Genomic DNA, 21553 nt, shown 5'->3' with positions numbered 1-21553 from the left:
ATCACTGGAAACGCAGAAGCTTCCAGGGCTCTCTTGGCAGGTGCGGGATTTATTCCCCTATATTGAGACTATACGCTTACCTGTGGGACTAAAGTGGGGTTAAGCGGGGTTAAAAAAAAAGCCCCGCCGAAGCGGGGCTTTTCTGTTGCAGCCAACCCGATGAACTAGATCAGCAGGTTGTTGTACAGCGTTGGCGTTTCATCCGACGGATCGATGTTCAACGCGTTGATGTTGACCGGCAGGGCCGTTTCGTTGGTGGTCTGGAATGCAGCCTGAACCACCGTCGACAGCGCGGTGCTGGCCGGCGGTGGCGGTTCCACGACCGGCGGCGGTGGCGGTGGTGGCGGTGCCGGCGGCGGTGCACCGCCGTTGTCGCAGGCCGCCAGCAGGCCGGCCGAGGCCAGTGCGAGCGACAGCAGGAGCTTGTTCATGGGCGTCCTCCTCACGGGGCCGGGTTGCTGACGTTGTTCGGGCCGTTCGGCGAACCCGGGAACGGCGTGCCGAGGTACGGGAACACGGGCAGCAGCGGTGCCGGATCAACCCGGACGCCGTCGTTGACCACCGCACCGGCGCGAACCACCGTCGGCGTGCCGCTGCTCAGGTCGCAGGTCTGCAGACCGTTGGTGCCGGTCAGCGCGCCTTCGGCCACGGTCAGGGCGATGTCGGTGACATCGTCGATCGGGCGACGGCCGTTCGGGAAGCCGTTCAGATCGCAGGCCAGGAAGCCGAGATCACCGGCCAGCGTCGGCGCCGGGGCAACCGCATTCGCGGCCGTCGGGAACGCCGTGTTCAGACGCAGCATTTCGCCGGCACCGGTGAACGGGCTGGCGAGCGCGACGTTGCGCGGATGGGTGAAGTCGATCGTCGTGGCCGTCGGACCGGTGCCGAGCGTGGCGCGGATGCCGGTGACGAAGGCGTTCAGCAGGTCGACGCGCGGCGTGGCCGGCGGCGGCACGCTGAACAGCGCGTTGACCAGCACCGGCAGCGCCGGCGTCAGCACGTAGTTCGCGAACGTGGCGACGTCGCCGCTCGGCGAACTGGCGTTGAAGCGGTCCTTGTCGGTGATGCCGATGACGACTTCGTTGACCAGCGGCGAGCCGAGACGCGACACCTGCGTCCACGCGCCGCCGGAAACTTCCGGACCGAACGTGCGCGGCTGGGTGGCCGTCGACGTCGTCGGACCCTGCGGCGTCGGGTTCAGCACGCGTGCCTGACGCAGGGACGCGGTGGTCCAGGCGCCGATGACCGGCTCGGTCGCCGTCACGCCGTTGACCGTCGTCGTCGTGGTCAGGCAGCTGACCGGCACTTCGAGCGCCAGCGTCGTGATGTTCTTGTCGGCGGTGGCGCTGCCGCGGGTGGCGCGGCCGCCCAGCGGGTTCAGGTTGATCAGGTCGAAGACCTCGCCGAGGTTGACGGCGAACGCTTCACGGCGCTGGCCGACGAACACGCGGCCCTGAATCGGGCAGTTCGGGATGTTGACGTTGTAGATGTACGGCGCGATGTAGCCGGTGTAGTCCGGGATCGACTTGTTGCCGATGTTGTCGACCGGCTTGTGAACGTGGTGCCACCGCCGCCGGCGTTGGTCACCGCGGCCACGTTGGCGCCGCGACGCGGGCCACGCACCAGCGAGACGGTGTAGGTTTCGAGACGGTTCAGGTTCGTCGTCGGGTTGGCCGCAGTGATGCCGCCGACATTGATCAGCGGAATCGCGACGTTGACCGCCGGGCCGCTGGTCGCGCCGTTGACGGTGATGCCGCGGAAGGTGTTGGTGAAGCGGAACTGGAAGGTCAGGTCTTCGACCGCATCGCCGTTGTTGTCGATGTGGATTTCGTACAGGGCCTGCGGGTTCAGCGCGAAGAAGTTCGGACCGGCGTAGGCATCCTGCAGAGGGTTGTAGTTCGCCAGGATCGTCACGTAACCGGCGCGGCCGGCTTCGTAGCTGCGGAACATGTAGAGGTCGGTGGCGTCGACCGTGGAGTTCTGGGCAATGAACGGTGCTTCGGCATGGCTGGATGCCTGGGCCGTCAGGCTCGTCGCGGCTGCGACGAGCGCGAGGGGAACTGCTTTCCTCATACGCATGGTGATCTCCGAATAGGGGGTTATATGTTTGGGGACACACCTCACCATCCTCTGGCAAGGCACATCACCTTACGCGGGCATTCGGGGATCGGATGCAGCGCTACCGCACATAACGAAATCAAGGATTTTCATCGGCTTGAAAGAGCCGATTGCAAATGCCGAATCCTCAGGATTTTGGTGTGTTCACCGACCCCATCCGCTAGACTTCGCGACGCTCGGGCCTGCGCGCGGTGCGCGACCCGGCTTTTTTTGCGCCTTCGTCCTGCCGTCAACGGGATGTCGACGGCGCCAATCGCCTGCCATCGAGGAAGCATCAATGCCGGTGAAAATTGCCGTGCTGAAAGAAACCCGCGCCAACGAGCGCCGGGTGGCTCTGGTTCCCGCCGTCGCCGACAAGCTGGTCAAGCTCGGTGCCGAACTTCACATGCAGTCCGCCGCCGGCGACGCCGTCAAGCTGCCGGACAGCGCGTTCAAGAACGTGGCGTTCGCGGTCAATCCGCAGGGCCTCGTGTCCGACGCCGACATCGTGCTGGCCGTGCAGCCGCCGAGCGTCGAGACCGTGGGCGCGATGAAGGAAGGCGCGATCCTGATTTCCTTCGTCTATGCCCACAAGGAACCGGAGCTGGTCAAGGCACTGCGCGACAAGAAGATCACCTGCCTTGCGATGGAACTGGTGCCGCGCATCACGCGCGCCCAGTCGATGGACGCGCTGTCGTCGCAGGCTGCGCTGGCCGGCTACTACGGCGCGCTGCTCGGTGCCACCAGCATCGCCCGCATGATGCCGATGACCACCTTCGCCACCGGCTCGATCAAGCCGGGCACGGTGCTGGTGATGGGCGTCGGCGTGGCCGGCCTGTCGGCGATCGCCACCGCGCGCCGCATCGGCGCCCGTGTCGAAGGCTATGACGTGCGCCCGGAAGTGAAGGAACAGGTCGAATCGCTCGGTGCCAAGTTCATCGACACCGGTGTCGACGCCCGCGGTGCCGGCGGCTACGCCCGCGAACTGACCGACGAGGAAAAGGCCAAGATCGCCGCCGTCGTCACCAAGCACATCCAGGCGGCCGACATCATCATCACCACCGCCGCGATCCCCGGCCGTCCGAGCCCGAAGCTGATCTCGAAGGCGCAGGTCGACGGCATGAAGGGCGGCGCGGTGATCATCGATCTCGCGGCCGAAGGCGGCGGCAATACCGAATACACCGTGCCCGGCGAGACCACCCAGGTCGGCCAGGTGTCGATCGTCGCGCCGCTGAACGTGCCGAGCCTGCTCGGCGAGCACGCGTCCGAGCTGTACGCGAAGAACCAGTACAACCTGATTGAACTGTTCCTCAAGGACAAGGCGATCGCACTGGACTGGAACGACGAGATCATCGCCAAGAGCTGCCTGACCCATGGCGGCGAGATCAAGAACGAAGCGGCCAAGAAAGCAGTAGAAGCGTGAGGCGGAAGGCGTGAGGCGGAAGGCGTAAAGCCCCACGCGACTCACGCCTCACCCCTCACGCCTCACACCTCACGGAGACGTCCATGCTGACCGGATTCATCGCGCTGTACATCTTCATGCTCGCCGCCTTCACCGGCTACGAGATCATCGGCCGCGTGCCGTCGATCCTGCACACGCCGCTGATGTCGGGTTCGAACTTCGTCCACGGCATCGTCGTCGTCGGCGCGCTGTTCGCGCTGCTCAACGCGACCACGGTGACCGAGCAGGTCATCGGCTTCGTCGGCGTGCTGCTCGGTGCCGGCAATGCCGCCGGCGGTTATGTCGTGACCGAACGCATGCTGCAGATGTTCAAGTCGTCGAAGTAGTCGTGAGGCGGGAGGCGACAGGCGTGAGGCGCAACCGCCCGCTCCTGTCTGCCGTTCACGCCTCACCCCTCACGCCTAACGCCTCACGGATCAAGCAATGAATCCAACTCTCATCATTGACGCCAGCTTCCTGGCTGCCGCGTTCCTGTTCATCTACGGCCTGAAGCGGATGTCGTCGCCGGTCACGGCGGCCTCGGGCATTCGCGTGGCCGGTCTCGGCATGGTGATCGCGGTGGTCGCCAGCTTCCTGTACGTGTTCAACGTCAACGAAGCCGCCAAGCCGCATCTCGTGGTCAATGCCGCGCTCGGCGCGGTGGCGCTGGCGATCGGCCTCGGCTGGGCCTGGGTCAGCGGCAAGAAGGTCGAGATGACCGCGATGCCGCAGATGGTCGCGCTGTACAACGGCATGGGCGGCGGTGCCGCAGCCGCGATCGGCGCGGTCGAGCTGTTCCGGCCGGGTGCCGAGCACGCGACGATGCCGCTGGTGGTCACCATCATCGGCTCGCTGATCGGCGCGATCTCGCTGTCCGGCTCGGTGATCGCCTGGGCCAAGCTCGACGGCCGGGTCAACGGCACGTGGCGCTTCAGCGGCCTGCAGGTGATGAACGGCACGTTCTTCGTCGCCACCCTCGCCCTCGGCCTGTACATCGCGTTCGGCGCCCACGGCCATGCGCCGGTCTGGATGACCGCGGCGTTCTTCCTGCTGGCACTGATCTTCGGCGTGCTGATGACGATGCCGATCGGCGGCGCGGACATGCCGGTCGTGATCTCGCTGTACAACGCGTTCACCGGTCTGGCCGTCGGCTTCGAAGGCTTCGTGCTGCAGAACCCGGCGCTGATGATCGCCGGCATGGTGGTCGGCTCGGCCGGCACCCTGCTGACCTTGCTGATGGCGAAGGCGATGAACCGTTCGGTGTCGAACGTGATCTTCTCGAACTTCGGCGCCGCCGCCGGCGAGGAGCAGGGCGAGATCAAGGGCTCGATGAAGCCGATCGAGGCCGGCGATGCCGGCATCAACATGCGCTATGCATCGAAGGTCATCATCGCGCCGGGCTACGGTCTGGCCGTGGCGCAGGCCCAGCACAAGCTCTACGAGTTCGTGAAGCTGTGCCAAGACGCCGGTGTCGAGGTGAAGTTCGCGATCCACCCGGTCGCCGGCCGCATGCCCGGCCACATGAACGTGCTGCTCGCCGAAGCCGGCGTGCCGTACGACATCATCTACGACATGGAAGACATCAACGGCGAGTTCAAGGAAGCCGACGTCGCCATCGTCATCGGCGCCAATGACACCGTGAACCCGGCCGCCCGCACGAACAAGTCGAGCCCGATCTACGGCATGCCGATCCTCAACGTCGACATGGCCAAGCAGGTCTACGTGGTCAAGCGCGGCCAGGGCAAGGGCTACTCGGGTGTCGAGAACGAGCTGTTCTTCGCCGACAACGCCAACATGGTCTACGGCGACGCCCAGAAGGTGCTGGTGCAGATGATCCAGGCGGTGAAGTCGCTCGACGGCGGCGGTCACTGAGCCGCGGCAGTTGCTTTGAGAAAGCCGCCTTCGGGCGGCTTTTTCGTGGGCGTCGCGTCAGAAGTAGCGCACCAGCCGCAGGGTCAGCTGCCGCGCCTCGGCACCATCCCGCCACAGCGCCTGAACGCCGAGCCGCAGCCCGGTGGCGCGATCGATCGCCCACTGCTGCTCGACGCCAAGGCTGCGGACATTCGTATGGTCGCCGACGCCACCGGGCAGCCAGCGCGCCTCGCCGAGCACGGTCCAGCCCGGCAGCGGCCGGGCCAGCAGCCCGAGCCGCGGACCGGCCTGCAGGCTGTAGCCCTGGTCGCGGGCGTTGCCGACTTCCGTGCGCAATTCCAGATTGCCGTAGCCGACGACGCGGTCGAAGCGTCCCCAGGCGAGCCCCGGCCCGCCTTCGAGCACGGTGATGCGCGGATCGCGTCCGAGCCCGAGATCCGGGCGCTCGTGCGCGGCGCGGAAGCGCCACGAGATCGGCTGGAACAGCACGTCGCGCGGCGCGATCGAGACGATGTTGATGACCGTCGCATGGTCCAGCGTCGTCGCGCCGTTCGCGAGCCGCGTGCGCAGGCCGATGTCGAAGAAGCTGATCGACTGACCGTCGCCATAGCCGCCGGGCGGGTCGAGCAGATCGTGATAGGCCGCGCGCCATTCCAGTTGGAGACTGTCGGTGCCGTCCGGGCGCAGCTGCGTGCCGACGGCGACACGCGACGTGCCGTGGCCCTGCACCGGGTCGATGACCGGCGCGGCAGGCGTCGCACGGCCGCCTTTCTCGCCGGTTGCGGCGCGTGCGCGCAGCAGGCTCAGCGAGCGGGCGGCACCGTCCTCGCGCTTCACGTCGCCGGCGGCGAAGCGGTATTGCAGCAGGTCGTTCGCCAGGGTCAGCACGGCCGCAGACGGCGCCGCAGCCCGCGATTCGACGGTCGCTGCGCCGCTCGACAGCGCCACTGCCGCTTGCCGATCGTCCGTGCTCAGCGCCGCACCTTGCGCCCGGATCGACGTACCGAGCGCCGGCCGGAATTTCGGCGGCCCCAGCCTCGGCGCGAGCACGCGCAAGGTGTCGGTCGGGATCGCCCAGCCGCTGAACTGACCGTGCCAGTCGATGCCGGGATCGGCAACGCGCAGCAGGGTCAGCAGCTGGTACGAGCAGTTCTTGGTGAAGAAGTAATAGGTGAACGCCGCGCCGCGCAGTTCCCACAGATGCAGCAGCAGGCGCTCGCGTGCGGCAGCATCGAGCGTCAGCGGGTATTCCCACAGATCGCGGCTTTCGAGCCGCGCGTATTCCTTCACCTTGTCGTAGTACGGCAGCAGGCTGTACTGCCCGACGTAGCCGCCGGTGAGCCCCTTCACCGCGAACAGCAGGCCGTTCGACTCCTGGGTTTCGGCGACGTAGTTCGCGGCGTAGGCGAGCAGCGGCGTGGCGGCGGTGACTTCCGGGCCGTCCAGCCGCAGCAGCGTGTGGCCGAACATCGACGCCGGACTGTTGACATAGGCCGACGGGAACACCACCCAGACCTGCTCCGGCGCCAGCCGCGACATCCAGCTGTCGCGTTCGGCGCACGGCTGGCGCGGCAGCCGCTGACGATCGAAGCCGAGCTGCGCATCGAGCCACGCGAACCGCGCACCGAACTGGCATTGCGCCGATTCCGCCCGCGGCGCGCGCGGGGCGGGATCGAAGAATGCGGCGAGCGTGGCGCGCAGTTCGGCGGCGGGATCGGTCGCGCCGTCATCGGCCACGAAGAACCAGCGGCTTTCGACGGTACTGCGATCCGGCCCGAACGCGGCCGGCTCGACATGCAGCAGGTGCGCCCACGCCGGCGCTGACGCGAGCTTTCGGGCGTCGGCCTCGACGATCAGCGCGTCGCGGTACGCCGCGTCGTCGGCCACGGCCGGCCGTGCCAGGCACAGGGCGGCAGCCCAGACAAGAACGGCCCCTTTCGGGGCCGTCCGGCACTGCAGCATCGACATCGATCAGCCGACGTAGCGGGCCAGCTGCGCGTCTTCCGCCATCGCCGTTTCCAGCGCCGCCAGCACCTGGCCGGTGGTCACGTCGGCGTTCGGGAACAGCTGCGCATGACGGGCCTGTGCCAGCGCGACGAAGCGCGGCAGATCGGCGGCCGCGACGTGGTACAGCGCGGCCAGCGTGGTCACGGTTTCGCCTTCGCCGGCGGCGATTTCGGCCGACAGCTGATCGACGTTGGTCGCCGCGAACATCGTGCGGCGCACGTCGCTGTTGACGAGACCGGCCTGCGCGCAGCCCAGCGTGCCGCTGGTGATGCCGAAGGTCTGATTGCCGAGAAAGGCGTTGGTGGTGGCGCCGAGCACGCGGAAAATCAGGCCGTTCTGGCCTTTCATGATCTGGGTGCCGATACCGCAACCGATGTCCTGATCGGCCAGTGCAGTGCCGAATGGCAGCGCAGCGAGTACGACGACGGCGAGCATTTTTTTCATGGTGGATCTCCTTGAAGGGCGCAACGGTCCATGAACGCGTGACGACTCATGACCTGCCCCCGCACCGTAACAGATGCCGACGTCGGCGACGGCGCGCTGCCCGGCCTGCGTGCGCCGCCGCGCATAGGCCACGCGGGCCCGCAGCCGATGGTGCGGCTCAAGCACGCGAGTAGTCGATGAAGCCGACCAGCTCGTCGTCGGTCAGCTTGCGCCGTTCGCTGCGGAACACGCCGACGCCGTTGCGACCCGGGCTGCCGGCCGGCGCGATGTTGCCCTCGACGGTGAACAGCCGCCCGGATTCCGAGCGCTCGACGATGCCGGTATGCCCGGCACCCCTGCCGTGGTCCTGGATGAAGATCAGGCCCGGCACGACCACGGTGGGATCGGCCAGCGCCTGCTTCTTCGTGATGCGCACGACATTCGGCAGCTTGCCGGCCTTGTTCCAGTGATCGAGACAGCCGGCGGTCCTGACCAGCGGCGAGCCGCGGCCGAGCGCGGTGGCGGCCTGCTCATGGCACCAGAACAGGAACGCGGCACACCAGTAGCGCTGATCCGGCCCGCCCTGCCCCGGCGCGATGCCGACACTCTGCAGATAGCGGTCGACCATCGGCCCGCTGTTCGAGCCTTCCGGCTGCTCGCGCACGCCGACCTGCGAGATCGCCACGCCGAGCGCCTGCAGCAGCAGTGCCGACGACGGCACGCCGGCATCGACCTTCGGCACGTTGTCGAACAGGCGATCCCAGGTGAACGGACCGACCTTGCCGTCGACCTGCAGCGGGTTGCCGAGCAGATCGACGTTCTGGGCCTGGAACAGGCTGACGACCGAGGCCAGGTCGTCGTCGTAGAGGCCGTTGACCACGCAGCGATAGGCGCTGGCCTGCAGGCGCTGCTGGATGGCCTTGACCAACTCGGCATCGGCTTCGCCTTTTCGGATGATGCGACCGGGATACGGATTCATGAGGGTTCTCCGCTGGGCTGGGCGGTGCCTCGCGGGACGCCGCCGGACGCAGGCGGCACCGGGGCCTGCGTCGGCGCAACTTCGATCCGGACCACGGCCGGCGTCAGCGCTGCATCGCCGGCACCGTCGCCGCCGCTGCTGGCCGTCGCGGCGTCCTTGCGCGCGCGCTCGTCCGGCTTGATCGAGGTCCGCAGCTTGACCAGCTGGTTGACCAGGTCGAACCAGAACGGCGCCCCGAACGACAGCGCGCAGGCGGTCAGCAGCAGACCGGCGAGCTTCGACCACGCGGCACCGCTGGCGAGGAGTCGGCCCACGCTCCAGCGCCGCGGCGGCGTGCCGGGCTCGGCGTTCGCCGGCGGCGCGGTGTTCGACACCCGCTGCCACTCCGCCCGGGTCCAGCCGATCGGCAGACCCAGCGATTCGACCAGCGCCAGCTGCCGGTTGATCTGGTCCTGGGCCCGCTGCACGGCATCGTCATCGACGGTGTCGACCACCGACGACGCCATCAGCGCACCGTCGTCGCCGTGATCGATCAGCGCCTGGCTGACCAGGTTCTGGCGCAGCGTGTCGTCCTCCGACAGTTGCCGGATCAGCCGGATCGAATCGACGTTGAACACCAGCGCCAGCAGCAGGCCGATGATGAACAGCCGCCAGCGCACCAGCCGCGTGTACCAGCCGGTGACGCGATCCATCGTCTCGTTGTAGTAGGCGACGATCTGGGCGTGCGCGGCGTCCAGCCACTGCGCCGGCGGCAAGGCCGCGACATCGACACCGCTGAACGCGAGCAGGGTGTCGCGGATGCGGGTGAAATCCTGCTTCAGCTCGCCGTTCTCGGCCAGCATCAGGATGGCGCTGGCGAAGCGCTCGGCCGGGATGTAGGACGGCAGGCGGCGACCGCCGGGCTCGTAATCGTCGCGGAACAGGGAATAGATCGACGGGCTGTCGTACAGCGCCCGCAGCAGCGCGGCCGGATCCTGCACCGGTGCCAGCTTGCCGTCGCCGGTGACGACGCGGGCCAGCAGGGTGCGGATGCCGCGTTCCAGCAGCCGGCCGCGCATGCCGCGCGTGGCCTCGAACAGGTCGGCCAGCGCCGAGGCCACGGTGCTGAAGATCAGGTAGACCAGCGACAGGCCGATCATCACGTCGATCAATTGCAGGATCATGGGCGCGCTCCGGCGGCCGGCTTCGGAAACCAGATCTCGAACGTGCGGGGCAGCGCCTGGTTGCGGAGGCTCGCCAGCAGCTTCGGCGCTGCCGCGTCATCGAATTCGCTCGGGCAGACGATGCGCAGGTCGTCGACCAAGCCATCGACGGCGGCACCATCCTCGACGCGGAAGAAGCGCAGCTCCGGCGACCGCAGCGAACGCGGCACGCCGACGCGCTGGATGCCGGGCATCTCGTAGCCGGCGGATGCCAGCGCCTGCTGCAGGCGCTGCGCGATCGGCCGCTGCGCTTCGGTGGCGATCTGGATGTAGACGGTCACCGGGGCGTCCTTGAATGGTCCCCGCAGCGGTTTGTCCGGCGAGGCACCGGTGCAGATCGCCCCGTCGGCAGCGCCTGCCGGGGTCGGCGCGGCGCTCGCGGTGATCGGTGCCGGCACCGGTGCCGCGGCGCGCGTATCCGGCGCTGCCGGCTGAGGGCGTGCCTGGACGATGGCGACGGGTGCCGGCGTGCGGCCGGCGGCCGGCGGCACCGGAGCGGCGGCCAGCACGGGCACGGGTGATGGCTGCACCGGCGCGACACCCTGCCGGGTCGGCGTCGATGCGGCCCCGGATGCGGCTGCCGGGACCATGGCCGGTTCGGGTTCGCACAGTTCGATCACGCGACCGAGGGTTTCGGTCATCTCCGCCACCACCGGCAGGCTGGCGGTGGTCCGCCGGCTCGGTGCCCAGCTGGTGCGCATCAGGCTCAGTTCGCTGCCGCATTGGCAGGCCAGCGGCCGTGGCACCGCGCCGGCCTCCGGCGTCTTGTCCGGATATTCGAGCGCGCTGTTCAGCACTTGGCGCGTGGCGCGCGAACTGCGCGTGAATCGCACCAGCTCGGACGTGACGAACAGGTGATTGCAGAACGAGCCGTCGTGCTGCGCGTCGTTCGGATCGGCGACGTCGCCGGTCAGCGTGGCGAGCATTCGGCGGGCGTTGTCGAGGTCGCGCTCCTGCTCGATCTCGCGCTGCTTGCGGGTCAGCTCGATTCGCGCCGACAGCCGCTGCGCCTGCGCTTCGGCGTCCTTGCGATATTCGGAATACACCGACAGCAGCACCGGCAGCAGCGCCGTCAGCGCAAGCCCTCGCTTGGAGTTGCTGGAAAGCGCCATCGTCGACAGGCCTCCTCGCGTGCTCCGGCCCGGCTCGCCGATCGGCACGCGCCGCAATCGACACCTTCAGAGCCTGCCATCGGCGGCCGGCAGGTCAATGCCGTCCCACGGTGTTTCTGTGGCGCCGTTCACACAACCCGGCGGAAACCGCCACGCGGACGACGGCTTGCTTCATGCTTCGCGCCATGTCGGAAGCCGTCCTGCAAGTGGTGTGGTTCAAGCGCGATCTGCGCATTCACGATCACGCGCCGCTGCGCGAGGCGGCGCTGCGCGGCGTGGTGCTGCCGCTGTATCTGGTCGAGCCGAGCCTGTGGCAGCAGCCGGATGCGTCCGGCCGGCACTGGGGCTTCATTCGCGACGGGCTGATCGAGCTGCGCGAGGCGCTGGCGGCACTCGGGCAGCCGCTGATCGTGCGCCGGGGCGAGGCGCTTGCCGTGTTCGAAGCCCTGCGCAGCCGGCGCGGCCGCTTCCACCTGTGGAGCCATCAGGAGACCGGCAACGGCTGGAGCTTCGCGCGCGATCTCGCGGTTGGCGCCTGGGCGCGCGAACACGGCATCGACTGGACCGAGATTCCGCAGCAGGGCGTCGAGCGGCGGATGCGCACGCGCGACGGCTGGGCTCGGCGCTGGGATCAGCGGATGTCGGCGCCGATCATCCCGGCACCGGATGCACTGCCGGCGATTCCGGACCTTGATCCCGGCCCGATTCCCGGCCCGGATCTGCCGTGGCTTGCCGAGCGCAGCCCGCTGCACGGTGGCGACACGCCGGCGCGGCAGCCGGGCGGTCGACGGGCCGCCGAGCGGACGCTGCACAGCTTCCTGAACGAGCGCGGCGGCAACTACCACCGCGAGCTGTCGAGCCCGCTGACGGCAGTGGAATCCTGCTCGCGGCTGTCGACGCATCTGGCCTGGGGCACGCTGTCGATCCGCGAAGCGGCGCAGGCCGCGGCGCGGCAGCTCGAGGCGCTGCAGGCCGTGCCGCCGGAGCAGCGCGGCAACTGGCCACGGGCGCTCGGTGCGTTCATCGGCCGCCTGCACTGGCATTGCCATTTCATCCAGAAGCTCGAAAGCCAGCCGAGCCTCGAATTCCAGAACACCCATCGCGCCTACGACGGGCTGCGCGAGGACGCCTTCGACCGCGCCCGCTTCGACGCCTGGCGGGAAGGCCGCACCGGCCTGCCGTTCGTCGATGCCTGCATGCGCTCGCTGATCGCGACCGGCTGGATCAACTTCCGGATGCGGGCGATGTTGTGCGCGGTGTCCAGCTATCACCTGTGGCTGCACTGGCGCGAGCCGGCGCTGCACCTGGCGCGGCTGTTCACCGACTACGAGCCGGGCATCCACTACCCGCAGATGCAGATGCAGAGCGGCGTCACCGGCATCAACACCATCCGCATCTACAACCCGGTGAAGCAGGGGCTCGACCACGACCCGGAAGGCCGCTTCATCCGCCGCTGGCTGCCGGAACTGGCGCGCGTGCCGACGGTGCTGCTGCATACGCCGTGGCAGATGGACGACGCCGCGCAGGCCGCGGCCGGCTGCCGGCTCGGCACGGACTATCCGCTGCCGGTGGTCGATCCGGTGGCCGCGGCGCGCGAAGCCCGCGACCGGGTCTGGGCGATCCGCACCGGCAACGAGTTCGCGCGGGTCGCCGACGCGATCCAGGAACGTCATGGCAGCCGCAAGGCCGGGCTGCCGGCGACGACGCGCCCGAAGTCCGCCAGGCAGCGCGGCAAACCCGCGGAGCCCGCAGCGGAATTGCAAATGGGCCTCGGTCTGTTCGACGAACCCGAAATGAACACGGATTAACGAACATTACTTGCGCCGAATCAATTGATATTCACTAAATAATTACTGGTCCCCGGACATCGCTGACCGCCGATCGGCCAGCAGCCAGTGTGAAACATCCCGTACTTATTTCAGATCAATGCATCTATCGGGGCCATTCATCGTAATGTCATCTGAGAAATACGAAAACTCAGAACTCGGATTCCGAAACATGCTCGATCCAACGCTTGCGTCCAGCCATGGCTTGTTTGAGGGCCTGTTTCCGGGACCGTTCGGCAATTTCCGTCCGGGCCCGATCACCGGCGGCTGCCAATGCGGCGCGGTGCGCTACGCCGTGCATGCGCCGCTGGAAATGGTGCATTACTGCCATTGCCGGATGTGCCAGCGCGCGGTCGGCAACGTGTTCGCGCTGACCGCCGGCGCGCCGCGCGAAAAGCTCGAATGGGTCAAGGGCGCGCCGAGCATCTTCAAGTCGTCGACGATGGCCGAGCGCGGCTTCTGCAGCGCCTGCGGCACGCCGCTGACGGTGAGCTACCACGGCTCGCTGTTCACCTTCCTGACCGTTGGCAGCCTCGACCGCCCGGTGCAGGCCAAGCCGGAAGCGCACTACGGTATCGAAAGCCAGATGCCGTGGCTGAACATCATCGACACGCTGCCGCGCGAAACCACGTCGGACGATCCGCGGCTCGACGCGATGGACATCTTCCAGTACCCGATCCCGCTGGAACCGGTCCACTCCCGCTAGTTCCCGCGCCGGTCACCCCGGCGTGCGGCAGCGCTGGACTATGATCTCGGCGGATCGATCCGCCGGGGCCCTGCGTTGCGCAATTTCCGTTACTACGACTTCCTGATGTCCGGCACGGTCGCCGTGCTGCTGTGCTCGAACCTGATCGGCCCGGCCAAGGCCTGCATCGTCACCCTGCCGATCATCGGCGTCGTCACCTTCGGCGCCGGCAACCTGTTCTTCCCGATCAGCTACATCTTCGGCGACGTGATGACCGAGGTGTACGGCTACGCCCGCGCCCGGCGCGCGATCTGGGCCGGCTTCGCGGCGATGATCTTCGCGACCACGATGAGCGCGATCATCGTGTCGATGCCGGCCAGCCCGACGTCGGACTACAACAAGGTGCTGCAGCCGGCGCTGGAAACGGTGTTCGGCAACACCTGGCGCATCGTCGTGGCCAGCATGCTGGCGTTCTGGGTCGGCGACTTCGTCAATTCCTTCGTGATGGCCAAGATGAAGGTCTGGACCGAAGGCCGGATGCTGTGGACGCGCACGATCGGCTCGACCGTCTGCGGCCAGAGCATCGACAGCCTGCTGTTCTATCCGGTGGCGTTCTACGGCATCCTCGACAACGCCACCCTCGGCTCGCTGATGGTGTTCAACGTGCTGTTCAAGATCGGCGTCGAGGTGGCGTTCACGCCGCTGACGTACCTTGTGGTCAACGGCCTGAAGCGCGCGGAAGGGGTCGATACCTTCGATACCGACATCTCGTTCTCGCCGTTCTCGCTGAAGGACGAGGGCGAGGCGCGCAAGCTCGACTGACGGGGCCGCGGCACGCGCCGTTCAGCGGGCGTACCGGCAGCGGCAGGCAGGCTCGATGATCGATCGCTACTGCCGGAGTCCGCTGATGTCCGATCTCGCCCGCCCGCGCCACCACCTCGTCCACCGCCTTGCCCGACCTGCCGCGCGCGGCTGGCTGCTCGCTGCCGTGCTGCTCGGAAACGTCGGTCTGGCCGAGGCCGGCGGCAGCGCCACCTTCGTTGCCGGCGACGATCTGAGCGACCCGACGGCGCAGATGGTGCGCTCGCGCATCGAGTTCGACCGCCCGACGCGGGTGCGCCTGCAGGTCGATCCCACGGCCGAGTTCACGCTCGACGGCTACCTCGTGGTCCGCGACAGCACCGCCTACGCCGTCGCCAACCTGCAGGAACAGACGATGGTGTTCGAGTACGAGCAGGCGATGGCCTCGCTCGGCGGCATCGCGCGCAATCTGGCGCCGCGCTCGCTGGTGACCGATGGTCGCTTCGTCAGCCTCGACGGCCCGGGCCGCAGCGAAACCATCGCCGGCTTTGCCGGCCGCGTCTGGCTGCTGACCACCGAGAACCGCGCCGGACAGCGCCGGACCGACGAGATCGTGCTGACCCGCGACCCGCGCGTGCAGGAGCTGACCGAAGCGCTGCTCGCCACCGGCCGCATCGCGGCGAAGGCGCTGCCGGAACTCGATGCCGAGGCCAACGAACGGCTGGCCGCCGAACTGCGCCAGCGCGGCACCGGCATCCTGCGCATCGGCAACAGCTTTTTGCTCGAACGGCTGGACCCGGCCACACCCGTCGCCGCCCGCTTCGCGCTGCCGGCGGAGCCGAGCGTGCTGCCGAACCTGCGCAGCTTCGGCAGCCTGTTCGGGCAGTGATGCGGCGAAGGCCGTCCGCGGTCAGAAGAACGCCATCGTCCGCACCTCGATGCTTTCGCGCTTCAGCGCATCGGGCGGCGTGGTCGGATCTTCGAAGGCGCTGTGGAACATGAAGCGCGCGCGGCCATCGGTTTCGGAATCGTAGGTCTTCAGCAGCAGCGCCTCGCTCGCTTCCATCTGCGGGAAGTAGACCCAGCGGTGGCCGGGTGCCGACCGCATGACGTAGATCTCGCCGGTGCGTTCGCGGTACTTGAGGTCCATCAGCAGCAGGTCGTCCGGGCTTTGCGAACTGGCATCGCAGACCGCCAGCGGCAGTTCCTCAACCCGTCGCGCCAGCGGCTTCCAGACGTTGTAGAAGGCCACGCGCCGCGCGAGCAGCGCTTCGGCTTCATCCGGCAGCAAATCGCGCACGCGCTGCGGGCCGCTCTTGACCGTGTAGTCGCTGTGGACCAGCAGCACGGCCGGGCGCTGCACGGTGGTCTGCAGGCTCAGGTCGTCGGCCGGCATGCGGCGGCGGATCGTGTGATCGAACACCACCACGCGCCTGGCACCGGTATGGCGCTTCACGTGGGCGACCACCTGCGCGTGGAAGCGCGCGCGGATCGCCGCGTCATCGTCGAAATCCTGAAACCGGCCGTCGAACTCGGCGATCTCGAAGCCTTCGCGGTCGACGGAGCACTGCGCGGCGCGCGGCCAGCCGTTGACGATCGTGACCTCGCGCGGGTCGGTGCCGGGCGGATTGCGGACGGTGTCGGCGTCCGGCTCGTAGAAATACGTGTCGAGCCGGCGACCGTTGTCGGCGCTGTAGTTCAGGGTGGCGCGGACAGACGCCGGGGAATCGCTGCGGTTCATTGGCGTTCAACCTCGATCACGGACACGGGCGGCGCGTCGTTGCCCCAGGCGCTGCGGATGTAGGTCAGCACGGCGGCAATCTGCTCGCGCTTCAGCTGATGGCTGAACGGTGGCATGCCATACGGCTGCGGGTTGCCTTCGGTGCTCGGCGGGAAGCCGCCGGCCAGGGTCAGGCGCAGCGCATTGGTCGCCGACACGGCGTTGACGATGCGGCTGCCGGCGAGCGCCGGATAGATCGACGGCCGCCCCTGACCCTCGCCGCCGTGGCAGCTTTCGCAGTGCTCGCGATAGATCGTCGCCCCTTCCCGCCGCTGCGCCTTCGCGGTCTCGGCCGATACCTGCGGCACGCGCGGTGCCGGCGGCGGTGCCGCCAGCGGCTGCGCCCGCAGATAGGCCGTGATCGCGGCGATGTCGTCGTCGCGCAGGTACTGCAGGCTGTGGAACACGACTTCGCTCATCGGCCCCGAGACTGCACCGCGGCGGCTGACACCGGTCTTCAGCAGCGCGGCGCGCTCGGCATCGCCCCGGTCGGCCGACTCGGCCGGATCGGGGCCGGCGATCGGCAGCGCGTCCCAGCCGAGACTGGCGATCGGCCCGCCCATCAGCCGACTCGCCGTCTGCAGCCCGCCGAGGCGGCCCCGCGGCGTGTGGCATTCGCCGCAGTGGCCGAGCGCTTCGACCAGATAGGCGCCGCGATCCATCGCCGCAATGTCCGCCGCCTTCGCCGGCCGGAAGTTCAGCGCGCGCCAGACGCGCAGCGCCAGCGCGCTGTCGTACGGGAATTCCAGCGTCGACGGCGGCGGCACCTGCGCCACCGGCGGCAGGGTGCGCAGCCACGCGAAGATCGCGTCGGAATCGGCGCGGCTGATCTTGGTGGTGCTGGTGTATGGGAACGCCGGCGACAGCAGCCGGCCATCGCGCGACTGGCCCAGATGCAGCGCGCGATAGAAGTCGGCCTCGCTCCAGCGGCCGAGGCCGGTCTCGTCGTCCGGCGTCAGGTTGCTGCTGTAGACGTCGCCGAACGGGGTCGCGATGCGGCGTCCCCCGGCGAACGGCACGCCGCCCGGCGCGCTGTGGCAGGCCCCGCAGTTGCCCGCGCGCGTCAGGTACTCGCCAGCCGTGACCTGTTCGAGCGTGGCCGAAGCCCCGGTGGCCGGGGCGATGTCCTCGGCCGCGAGTTCCGGCTGGTTCAGCCAGGTCGAGAATGCAATTGCCAGCGCCAGCGCTGCGCCGGTCGCGATCAGACGGCGCTTCATGGCAGCACGCCGCCGCAGTCCAGCGGCAGCGGTGCCGGCAGGCTCGTTGCCGGCCGGGCATCCGGTGCGTACGGCTGGCTGGCCAGCCAGGCGCTGATCGCGGTGATTTCGGCGCCGGTCAGCGCCTTCGCGATCTGGCCCATGCAGTCCGGCGCGGTGGCGCGGCGCGCGCCCTGCTTCCAGGCGCTGATCTGGGCATCGAGATAGCGCACCGGAAGGCCGCGCAGGCCCGGAATCGCCGGCTCGACGCCGGTCAGCGCCTCGCCGTGGCAGGCCTGGCACGGCGGAATCTTGCGCGCCGGGTCGCCCTGTCGGGTCAGGCGCTCGCCGGTGGCGAGCTGCTCGGCCGTGGCGCCGTCGAATACCGGCTGCGCGGCATGCGGCTGGCGCGCGTAGAACGTCGCGATCTCGCCCAGATAGCGGTCCGACAGGTTCGCCAGCATCGCCGCCATGATCGTGTGCTGGCGCCGGCCGTCGCGGAAGTTGACGAGCTGCGCGTACAGATAGCGCGCCGGCTTGCCGGCGATCGACGGGTAATAGGTGTCGCCAACGGTCCGACCTTCGCTGCCGTGGCAGGCGGCGCAGGCGGCGAGGCGCTCGGTCATCGGGTCGGCAGTGCCCGGCTCGGCGGCGCGCGCAGCGCTGCCGATCAGCAGCAGGCCGGCGGCGAGCCAGCGGGTGACGGTGGAGAGACAGCGCATCGAGACTCGGCAGGCGGACGGAAGCAGGGCGTCATGGTGCAGCATCCGGCAAGGCCTCGGTATCGGCAGTTGCGGAGCGGGAATGCAGGACAGATGACGGCACGATCGCGCGTTTCGCCGCACATCGACCGATCTGCCCTCGATTTTCCGATGCAATCTGGTGCTTGGATCGATCGCCGTCGGCGAGCATCGTGCAGCGGTACCGCATCCGGAGATCGCCATGAACCAGCCGCTGCCACCCGCCGATGCCGACAACACGCAACGCCTGTCGATCCTGCAGGTGATCCAGAGCGTGGCCTGGGCCTTCTTCGGCGTGCAGAGCCACCGCAACCGGGTGCGGGACTTCACCGTCGGCCAGCCGCTGCAGTTCGTCATCGTCGGCGTGCTGCTGACCGCCGTCGTGGTCGCGCTGTTCGTCGCGGCGGCACAGCTGGCCCTGCACGTCCTGCAAACCTGACGCCGCGCGCTATCGGCGGCAGAGCCGGCCGAGGGTCGCGATTGCCGGCAGCACGCGGTCATCGTCCGGATGGCCGTAGTTCAGGCGCAGGCAGGCGGCGAAATCGTCGCGCGCCGAGAACAGCGCCCCGGGCGCGAGGCTGATGTCCTGCGCCAGCGCGGCCTGCTGCAGCGTCCGGGTATCGATGCCGGGCGGCAGTTCCACCCACAGGAAATAGCCGCCGTCCGGCCGGGTGACGCGGGTACCGTCGGGAAAATGTGCATCGATCGCGGCCAGCATCGCGTCGCGGCTGGCGGCGAGCCGTTCGCGCAGGCGTCGCAGATGGCGCTCGTAGGCGCCGGTGGCCAGATAGTCGGCCAGCGCCAGCTGTGACGGCATCGCCGCCGACAGGCTGCTGCCAAGCTTCAGCCGCTGCAGCTTCGCGGTGTAGCGGCCGGCGGCGACCCAGCCGATCCGGTAGCCCGGCGCCAGGCATTTCGAGAACGACGCGCAATGCAGCACGAGCCCGGCGCGGTCGTGCGCCTTCGCCGGTCGCGGTCGCGCTGGCCCGTAATGCAGCTCGCCGTAGACGTCGTCCTCGATCAGCGGCACCTCGTGCGCGGCCAGCAACGCGACCAGCGCCTGCTTGCGCGCCTCCGGCATCGTCGCGCCGAGCGGATTCTGGAAGCTGCTCATCAGCCAGCAGGCCGCCGGCCGGTGTCGTTCGAGTGCGACGGCGAGGGCGTCCAGATCGATGCCGGTCTGCGGGTCGGTCGGCACTTCCACGGCGCGCAGCCGGAGCCGTTCCAGCGCCTGCAGCGAGCCGTAGAACGTCGGCGATTCGATGATCACCGCATCACCCGGCGCGGTGACCGCCTGCAGCGACAGGTTCAGCGCTTCCATCGCGCCGTCGGTGATCACCAGATCGTCCGCTTCCAGCGCGATGCCGTCGCCGCGGTGGCGCAGCGCGATCAGCCGGCGCAGCTCGGGATTCCCCGGCGACAGGTCGGCCACCGCCTGCATCGGATCGAGCCCGCGCATGCTGCGGTTCAGCGAGGCATGCAGCGCCCGCATCGGCATCAGACGCGGACTCGGAAACGCCGAACCCAGCGGCACGATGCTCGGCCGCCGGATCGAGGCCAGCAGGTCGACGATCAGCTCGGACTTGTCGATCGCCGTCGGCAGCGCGGGCGGCGTCGATGGCGCCGGCGCCGGGCGCTTTCGCAGCGTTTCGGCCACGTAATAGCCGGAGCGCGGCCGGGCCACGATCAGGCCGCGCGCTTCCAACCGGTGGTAGGCGCGCAGGATCGTCATCTCGCTCAGGGCCCGGCGGCGGCTGGCCTCGCGCACCGATGGCAGCCGCTCGCCCGGCTGCAGCGCCCCGTCGGCGATCAGGCCGGCCAGTTCATCGGCGTAGCGCTTGTACAGCGTCATGGCGGCAGCGACAGCGCACGGCGGGGGACGCGGGGCATCGGCAGTCACGGGTCAGGCGGCGTCCGCATGGTGCCGCATCGGCCGTGCCGGCGGAACGCCGCGCCGTGCGCGGCACGCCTCGGTACGATGCGCGCATCCGAACCCGTCGCCCCCGCCCGACCCGATGCTCCAACGCCTGCACCACGCCGCGATCATCTGCAGCGACTACGCGGTGTCGAAGCGTTTCTATGTCGAAACACTCGGGCTCGCCGTGATCGCCGAACATTTCCGCGCCGCGCGGCAGTCGTGGAAGCTCGATCTGGCGCTGCCGGACGGCACGCAGATCGAGCTGTTCTCGTTCCCGCTCGCGCCACCGCGGCCGTCGTATCCCGAAGCACGCGGCCTGCGCCATCTGGCGTTCCGCGTGGCCGATGTCGTCAGCGCCAAGGCGGCCCTCGAAGCGCAGGGCGTGCCGGTGGAAGCGATCCGGATCGACGAACACACCGGACAGCGCTACACCTTCTTCGCCGATCCCGATGGCCTGCCGCTGGAGCTGGTCGAGTCCGGCGTTCCGTCGGCGATGTAGTCATGTGCAGGTGATTGCCGGCAGGCGCCGCGCGATCAGCCACAGCCGGGTGTCGAACTCGCGCTGGTGATAGTCCGGCAGCATGTGCTCGCACAGGCGGTAGAAGGCCTTGTCGTGATCGGACTCGCGCAGGTGCGCCAGCTCGTGCACGGCGATCATTTCGAGAAATTCCGGGGCCGCTTCGCGGAACAGGCTGGCGATGCGGATCTCGTGCTTCGCCTTGAGCTTGCCGCCCTGCACGCGCGAGCTGCGCACATGCAAGCCGAGCGCGTGGCGCATGACGTCGACCCCGTTCTCGTAGGTGACGCGATGCAGCGGCGGCGCGCTGCGCAGGTATTCGCGCTTCAACTCGCCGATGTAGGCCTGCAAGGCCGAGTCGGACTGCACGGCGTGCCGCGCCGGATACTTCTTCGCCAGATGCGCGGCCAGTCGGTTGTCGGCGATCAGCCGGCGCACCGAATCGACCGTCGTCGGCCCGTAGCCGGCGATGCTCGACAGGTCGATCGCGGCCTGGCCGCGGTCCGAAGCGGTGGTCATGTAATGACAGCGTCAGTGCGCCGGCGGCAGCGTGTATTCGACGCGATAGTCGTGCTTGCCGCCGCCGACGATCAGCACCAGCGTGCCGGCGATGCCGAGCAGATCGCCGGTGCCGCTGTCCGGCACGATGGTCACCAGCAGTTCCGGCGTGCCGCGCGTCATCACGCCGCGATGGACCGCGGTGAAGCTGCCGCTGCGGCCATTCAACGTGCCGGTGATGCGTTCAATGGCGACATACGCCGCCGAGCCGGTCACGGCACCGAGCCCGGTCAGCATTTCGCCGGCACCGGTTGCGTCCAGTCCGCCGCGGAACACCTTGTCGAGCCGCATGCGGCCGCGGGTCGGGTCGCCGGCGACATCGAGCGCGAGCGGCGTGAGGGTGACATCAAACGAGCCGGCAGCAGTCAGGACGGTCATGGCGAGCAGGAAGGCAGCGGA

22 protein-coding genes and 1 pseudogene are annotated in these 21553 nt (G+C 68.7%); 9 read left to right on the top strand and 14 right to left on the bottom strand.

Features of this window, described 5'->3' with window-relative positions:
* Nucleotides 1-164 precede the first annotated feature (164 nt).
* The 3 genes and pseudogenes from QZ951_RS18115 to QZ951_RS18105 form a co-directional block, all read right to left on the bottom strand.
* Nucleotides 165-431, bottom strand: coding sequence for a hypothetical protein (locus QZ951_RS18115; RefSeq protein WP_293003142.1), 267 nt, complete (start codon nucleotides 429-431; stop codon nucleotides 165-167).
* 11 nt (nucleotides 432-442) lie between these two features.
* Nucleotides 443-1522, bottom strand: coding sequence for a DUF4331 domain-containing protein (locus tag QZ951_RS18110; RefSeq protein ID WP_293003144.1), 1080 nt, complete (start codon nucleotides 1520-1522; stop codon nucleotides 443-445).
* A gap of 125 nt (nucleotides 1523-1647) precedes the next feature.
* Nucleotides 1648-2073, bottom strand: a pseudogene (locus QZ951_RS18105) (DUF4331 family protein); the annotation flags it as partial.
* 322 nt (nucleotides 2074-2395) lie between these two features.
* Between QZ951_RS18105 and QZ951_RS18100 the strand changes: the two are divergent.
* From QZ951_RS18100 to QZ951_RS18090, 3 genes are all read left to right on the top strand, one after another.
* A complete protein-coding gene (locus tag QZ951_RS18100) occupies nucleotides 2396-3520 on the top strand; it encodes an NAD(P) transhydrogenase subunit alpha (protein WP_293003140.1) in 1125 nt (374 codons plus the stop codon).
* An 83-nt stretch (nucleotides 3521-3603) separates the two neighbouring features.
* Nucleotides 3604-3885 (top strand): NAD(P) transhydrogenase subunit alpha, encoded by a 282-nt coding sequence (locus QZ951_RS18095; protein WP_293003138.1) that lies wholly within the window; start codon nucleotides 3604-3606, stop codon nucleotides 3883-3885.
* A 97-nt stretch (nucleotides 3886-3982) separates the two neighbouring features.
* Nucleotides 3983-5410: an NAD(P)(+) transhydrogenase (Re/Si-specific) subunit beta gene (locus QZ951_RS18090; protein ID WP_293003136.1), complete on the top strand. Its 1428-nt coding sequence runs from the start codon at nucleotides 3983-3985 to the stop codon at nucleotides 5408-5410.
* 57 nt (nucleotides 5411-5467) lie between these two features.
* Here QZ951_RS18090 and QZ951_RS18085 read toward each other — a convergent pair whose 3' ends face one another.
* The 5 genes from QZ951_RS18085 to QZ951_RS18065 form a co-directional block, all read right to left on the bottom strand.
* Nucleotides 5468-7378: a DUF4105 domain-containing protein gene (locus QZ951_RS18085; RefSeq protein WP_293003134.1), complete on the bottom strand. Its 1911-nt coding sequence runs from the start codon at nucleotides 7376-7378 to the stop codon at nucleotides 5468-5470.
* A 3-nt stretch (nucleotides 7379-7381) separates the two neighbouring features.
* Entirely contained in the window at nucleotides 7382-7861 is a 480-nt protein-coding gene (locus QZ951_RS18080; protein ID WP_293003132.1) for a DUF3015 family protein, read from the bottom strand.
* 157 nt (nucleotides 7862-8018) lie between these two features.
* Nucleotides 8019-8819, bottom strand: coding sequence for a CHAP domain-containing protein (locus tag QZ951_RS18075; protein WP_293003130.1), 801 nt, complete (start codon nucleotides 8817-8819; stop codon nucleotides 8019-8021).
* Entirely contained in the window at nucleotides 8816-9982 is a 1167-nt protein-coding gene (locus QZ951_RS18070; RefSeq protein ID WP_293003128.1) for a hypothetical protein, read from the bottom strand. The genes QZ951_RS18075 and QZ951_RS18070 overlap by 4 nt, the downstream gene beginning before the upstream one ends.
* Nucleotides 9979-11133, bottom strand: a complete 1155-nt coding sequence (locus QZ951_RS18065) for a hypothetical protein (RefSeq protein WP_293003126.1) — start codon at nucleotides 11131-11133, stop codon at nucleotides 9979-9981. Before QZ951_RS18065 ends, QZ951_RS18070 begins: the two co-directional genes overlap by 4 nt.
* Nucleotides 11134-11318: 185 nt before the next feature.
* Here QZ951_RS18065 and QZ951_RS18060 point away from each other — a divergent pair, with 185 nt between their 5' ends.
* The 4 genes from QZ951_RS18060 (at nucleotide 11319) to QZ951_RS18045 (ending at nucleotide 15334) form a co-directional block, all read left to right on the top strand.
* Nucleotides 11319-12941, top strand: coding sequence for a cryptochrome/deoxyribodipyrimidine photo-lyase family protein (locus QZ951_RS18060; RefSeq protein WP_293003124.1), 1623 nt, complete (start codon nucleotides 11319-11321; stop codon nucleotides 12939-12941).
* Nucleotides 12942-13131: 190 nt separating this feature from the next.
* Nucleotides 13132-13665: a GFA family protein gene (locus QZ951_RS18055; protein ID WP_293003122.1), complete on the top strand. Its 534-nt coding sequence runs from the start codon at nucleotides 13132-13134 to the stop codon at nucleotides 13663-13665.
* Between the two features lie 105 nt (nucleotides 13666-13770).
* A complete protein-coding gene (locus QZ951_RS18050) occupies nucleotides 13771-14466 on the top strand; it encodes a queuosine precursor transporter (protein WP_366943982.1) in 696 nt (231 codons plus the stop codon).
* A gap of 85 nt (nucleotides 14467-14551) precedes the next feature.
* Complete coding sequence (locus tag QZ951_RS18045) at nucleotides 14552-15334, top strand: hypothetical protein (protein ID WP_293003118.1); 783 nt, start codon at nucleotides 14552-14554, stop codon at nucleotides 15332-15334.
* Between the two features lie 21 nt (nucleotides 15335-15355).
* Here the strand turns inward: QZ951_RS18045 and QZ951_RS18040 are convergent, their stop codons facing one another.
* From QZ951_RS18040 to QZ951_RS18030, 3 genes are read right to left on the bottom strand one after another with little or no spacing between them, the layout of a single operon-like run.
* Nucleotides 15356-16186 (bottom strand): CmcJ/NvfI family oxidoreductase, encoded by an 831-nt coding sequence (locus QZ951_RS18040; RefSeq protein WP_293003116.1) that lies wholly within the window; start codon nucleotides 16184-16186, stop codon nucleotides 15356-15358.
* Nucleotides 16183-17442, bottom strand: a complete 1260-nt coding sequence (locus QZ951_RS18035) for a cytochrome c (protein ID WP_293003114.1) — start codon at nucleotides 17440-17442, stop codon at nucleotides 16183-16185. The genes QZ951_RS18040 and QZ951_RS18035 overlap by 4 nt, the downstream gene beginning before the upstream one ends.
* Complete coding sequence (locus QZ951_RS18030) at nucleotides 17439-18143, bottom strand: c-type cytochrome (RefSeq protein ID WP_293003112.1); 705 nt, start codon at nucleotides 18141-18143, stop codon at nucleotides 17439-17441. Before QZ951_RS18030 ends, QZ951_RS18035 begins: the two co-directional genes overlap by 4 nt.
* Before the next feature lie 220 nt (nucleotides 18144-18363).
* Between QZ951_RS18030 and QZ951_RS18025 the strand changes: the two genes are divergently transcribed.
* Nucleotides 18364-18600, top strand: coding sequence for a DUF2970 domain-containing protein (locus QZ951_RS18025; RefSeq protein WP_293003110.1), 237 nt, complete (start codon nucleotides 18364-18366; stop codon nucleotides 18598-18600).
* 9 nt (nucleotides 18601-18609) lie between these two features.
* On the opposite strand, the gene QZ951_RS18020 is transcribed toward QZ951_RS18025, so the two are convergent.
* Entirely contained in the window at nucleotides 18610-20013 is a 1404-nt protein-coding gene (locus QZ951_RS18020) for a PLP-dependent aminotransferase family protein (RefSeq protein ID WP_293003108.1), read from the bottom strand.
* A 163-nt stretch (nucleotides 20014-20176) separates the two neighbouring features.
* Between QZ951_RS18020 and QZ951_RS18015 the strand changes: the two genes are divergently transcribed.
* On the top strand, nucleotides 20177-20578 hold the full coding sequence (locus tag QZ951_RS18015; protein ID WP_293003106.1) for a VOC family protein: 402 nt from the start codon (nucleotides 20177-20179) through the stop codon (nucleotides 20576-20578).
* On the opposite strand, the gene QZ951_RS18010 is transcribed toward QZ951_RS18015, so the two are convergent.
* Both QZ951_RS18010 and QZ951_RS18005 read right to left on the bottom strand, forming a co-directional pair.
* Nucleotides 20579-21115, bottom strand: a complete 537-nt coding sequence (locus QZ951_RS18010; RefSeq protein WP_293003104.1) for a YgjP-like metallopeptidase domain-containing protein — start codon at nucleotides 21113-21115, stop codon at nucleotides 20579-20581.
* A gap of 12 nt (nucleotides 21116-21127) precedes the next feature.
* The gene (locus QZ951_RS18005) at nucleotides 21128-21532 is read right to left on the bottom strand and encodes a DUF3224 domain-containing protein (protein WP_293003102.1); all 405 of its coding nucleotides are present in this window, start codon (nucleotides 21530-21532) and stop codon (nucleotides 21128-21130) included.
* Nucleotides 21533-21553 lie beyond the last annotated feature (21 nt).

The sequence above is a fragment of the Nevskia sp. genome (assembly GCF_021732705.1).
Classification (GTDB): domain Bacteria; phylum Pseudomonadota; class Gammaproteobacteria; order Nevskiales; family Nevskiaceae; genus Nevskia.
The sequence above is the reverse complement of the archived record's forward strand: the minus strand, read 5'-3'. Positions and strand labels throughout refer to the sequence as shown.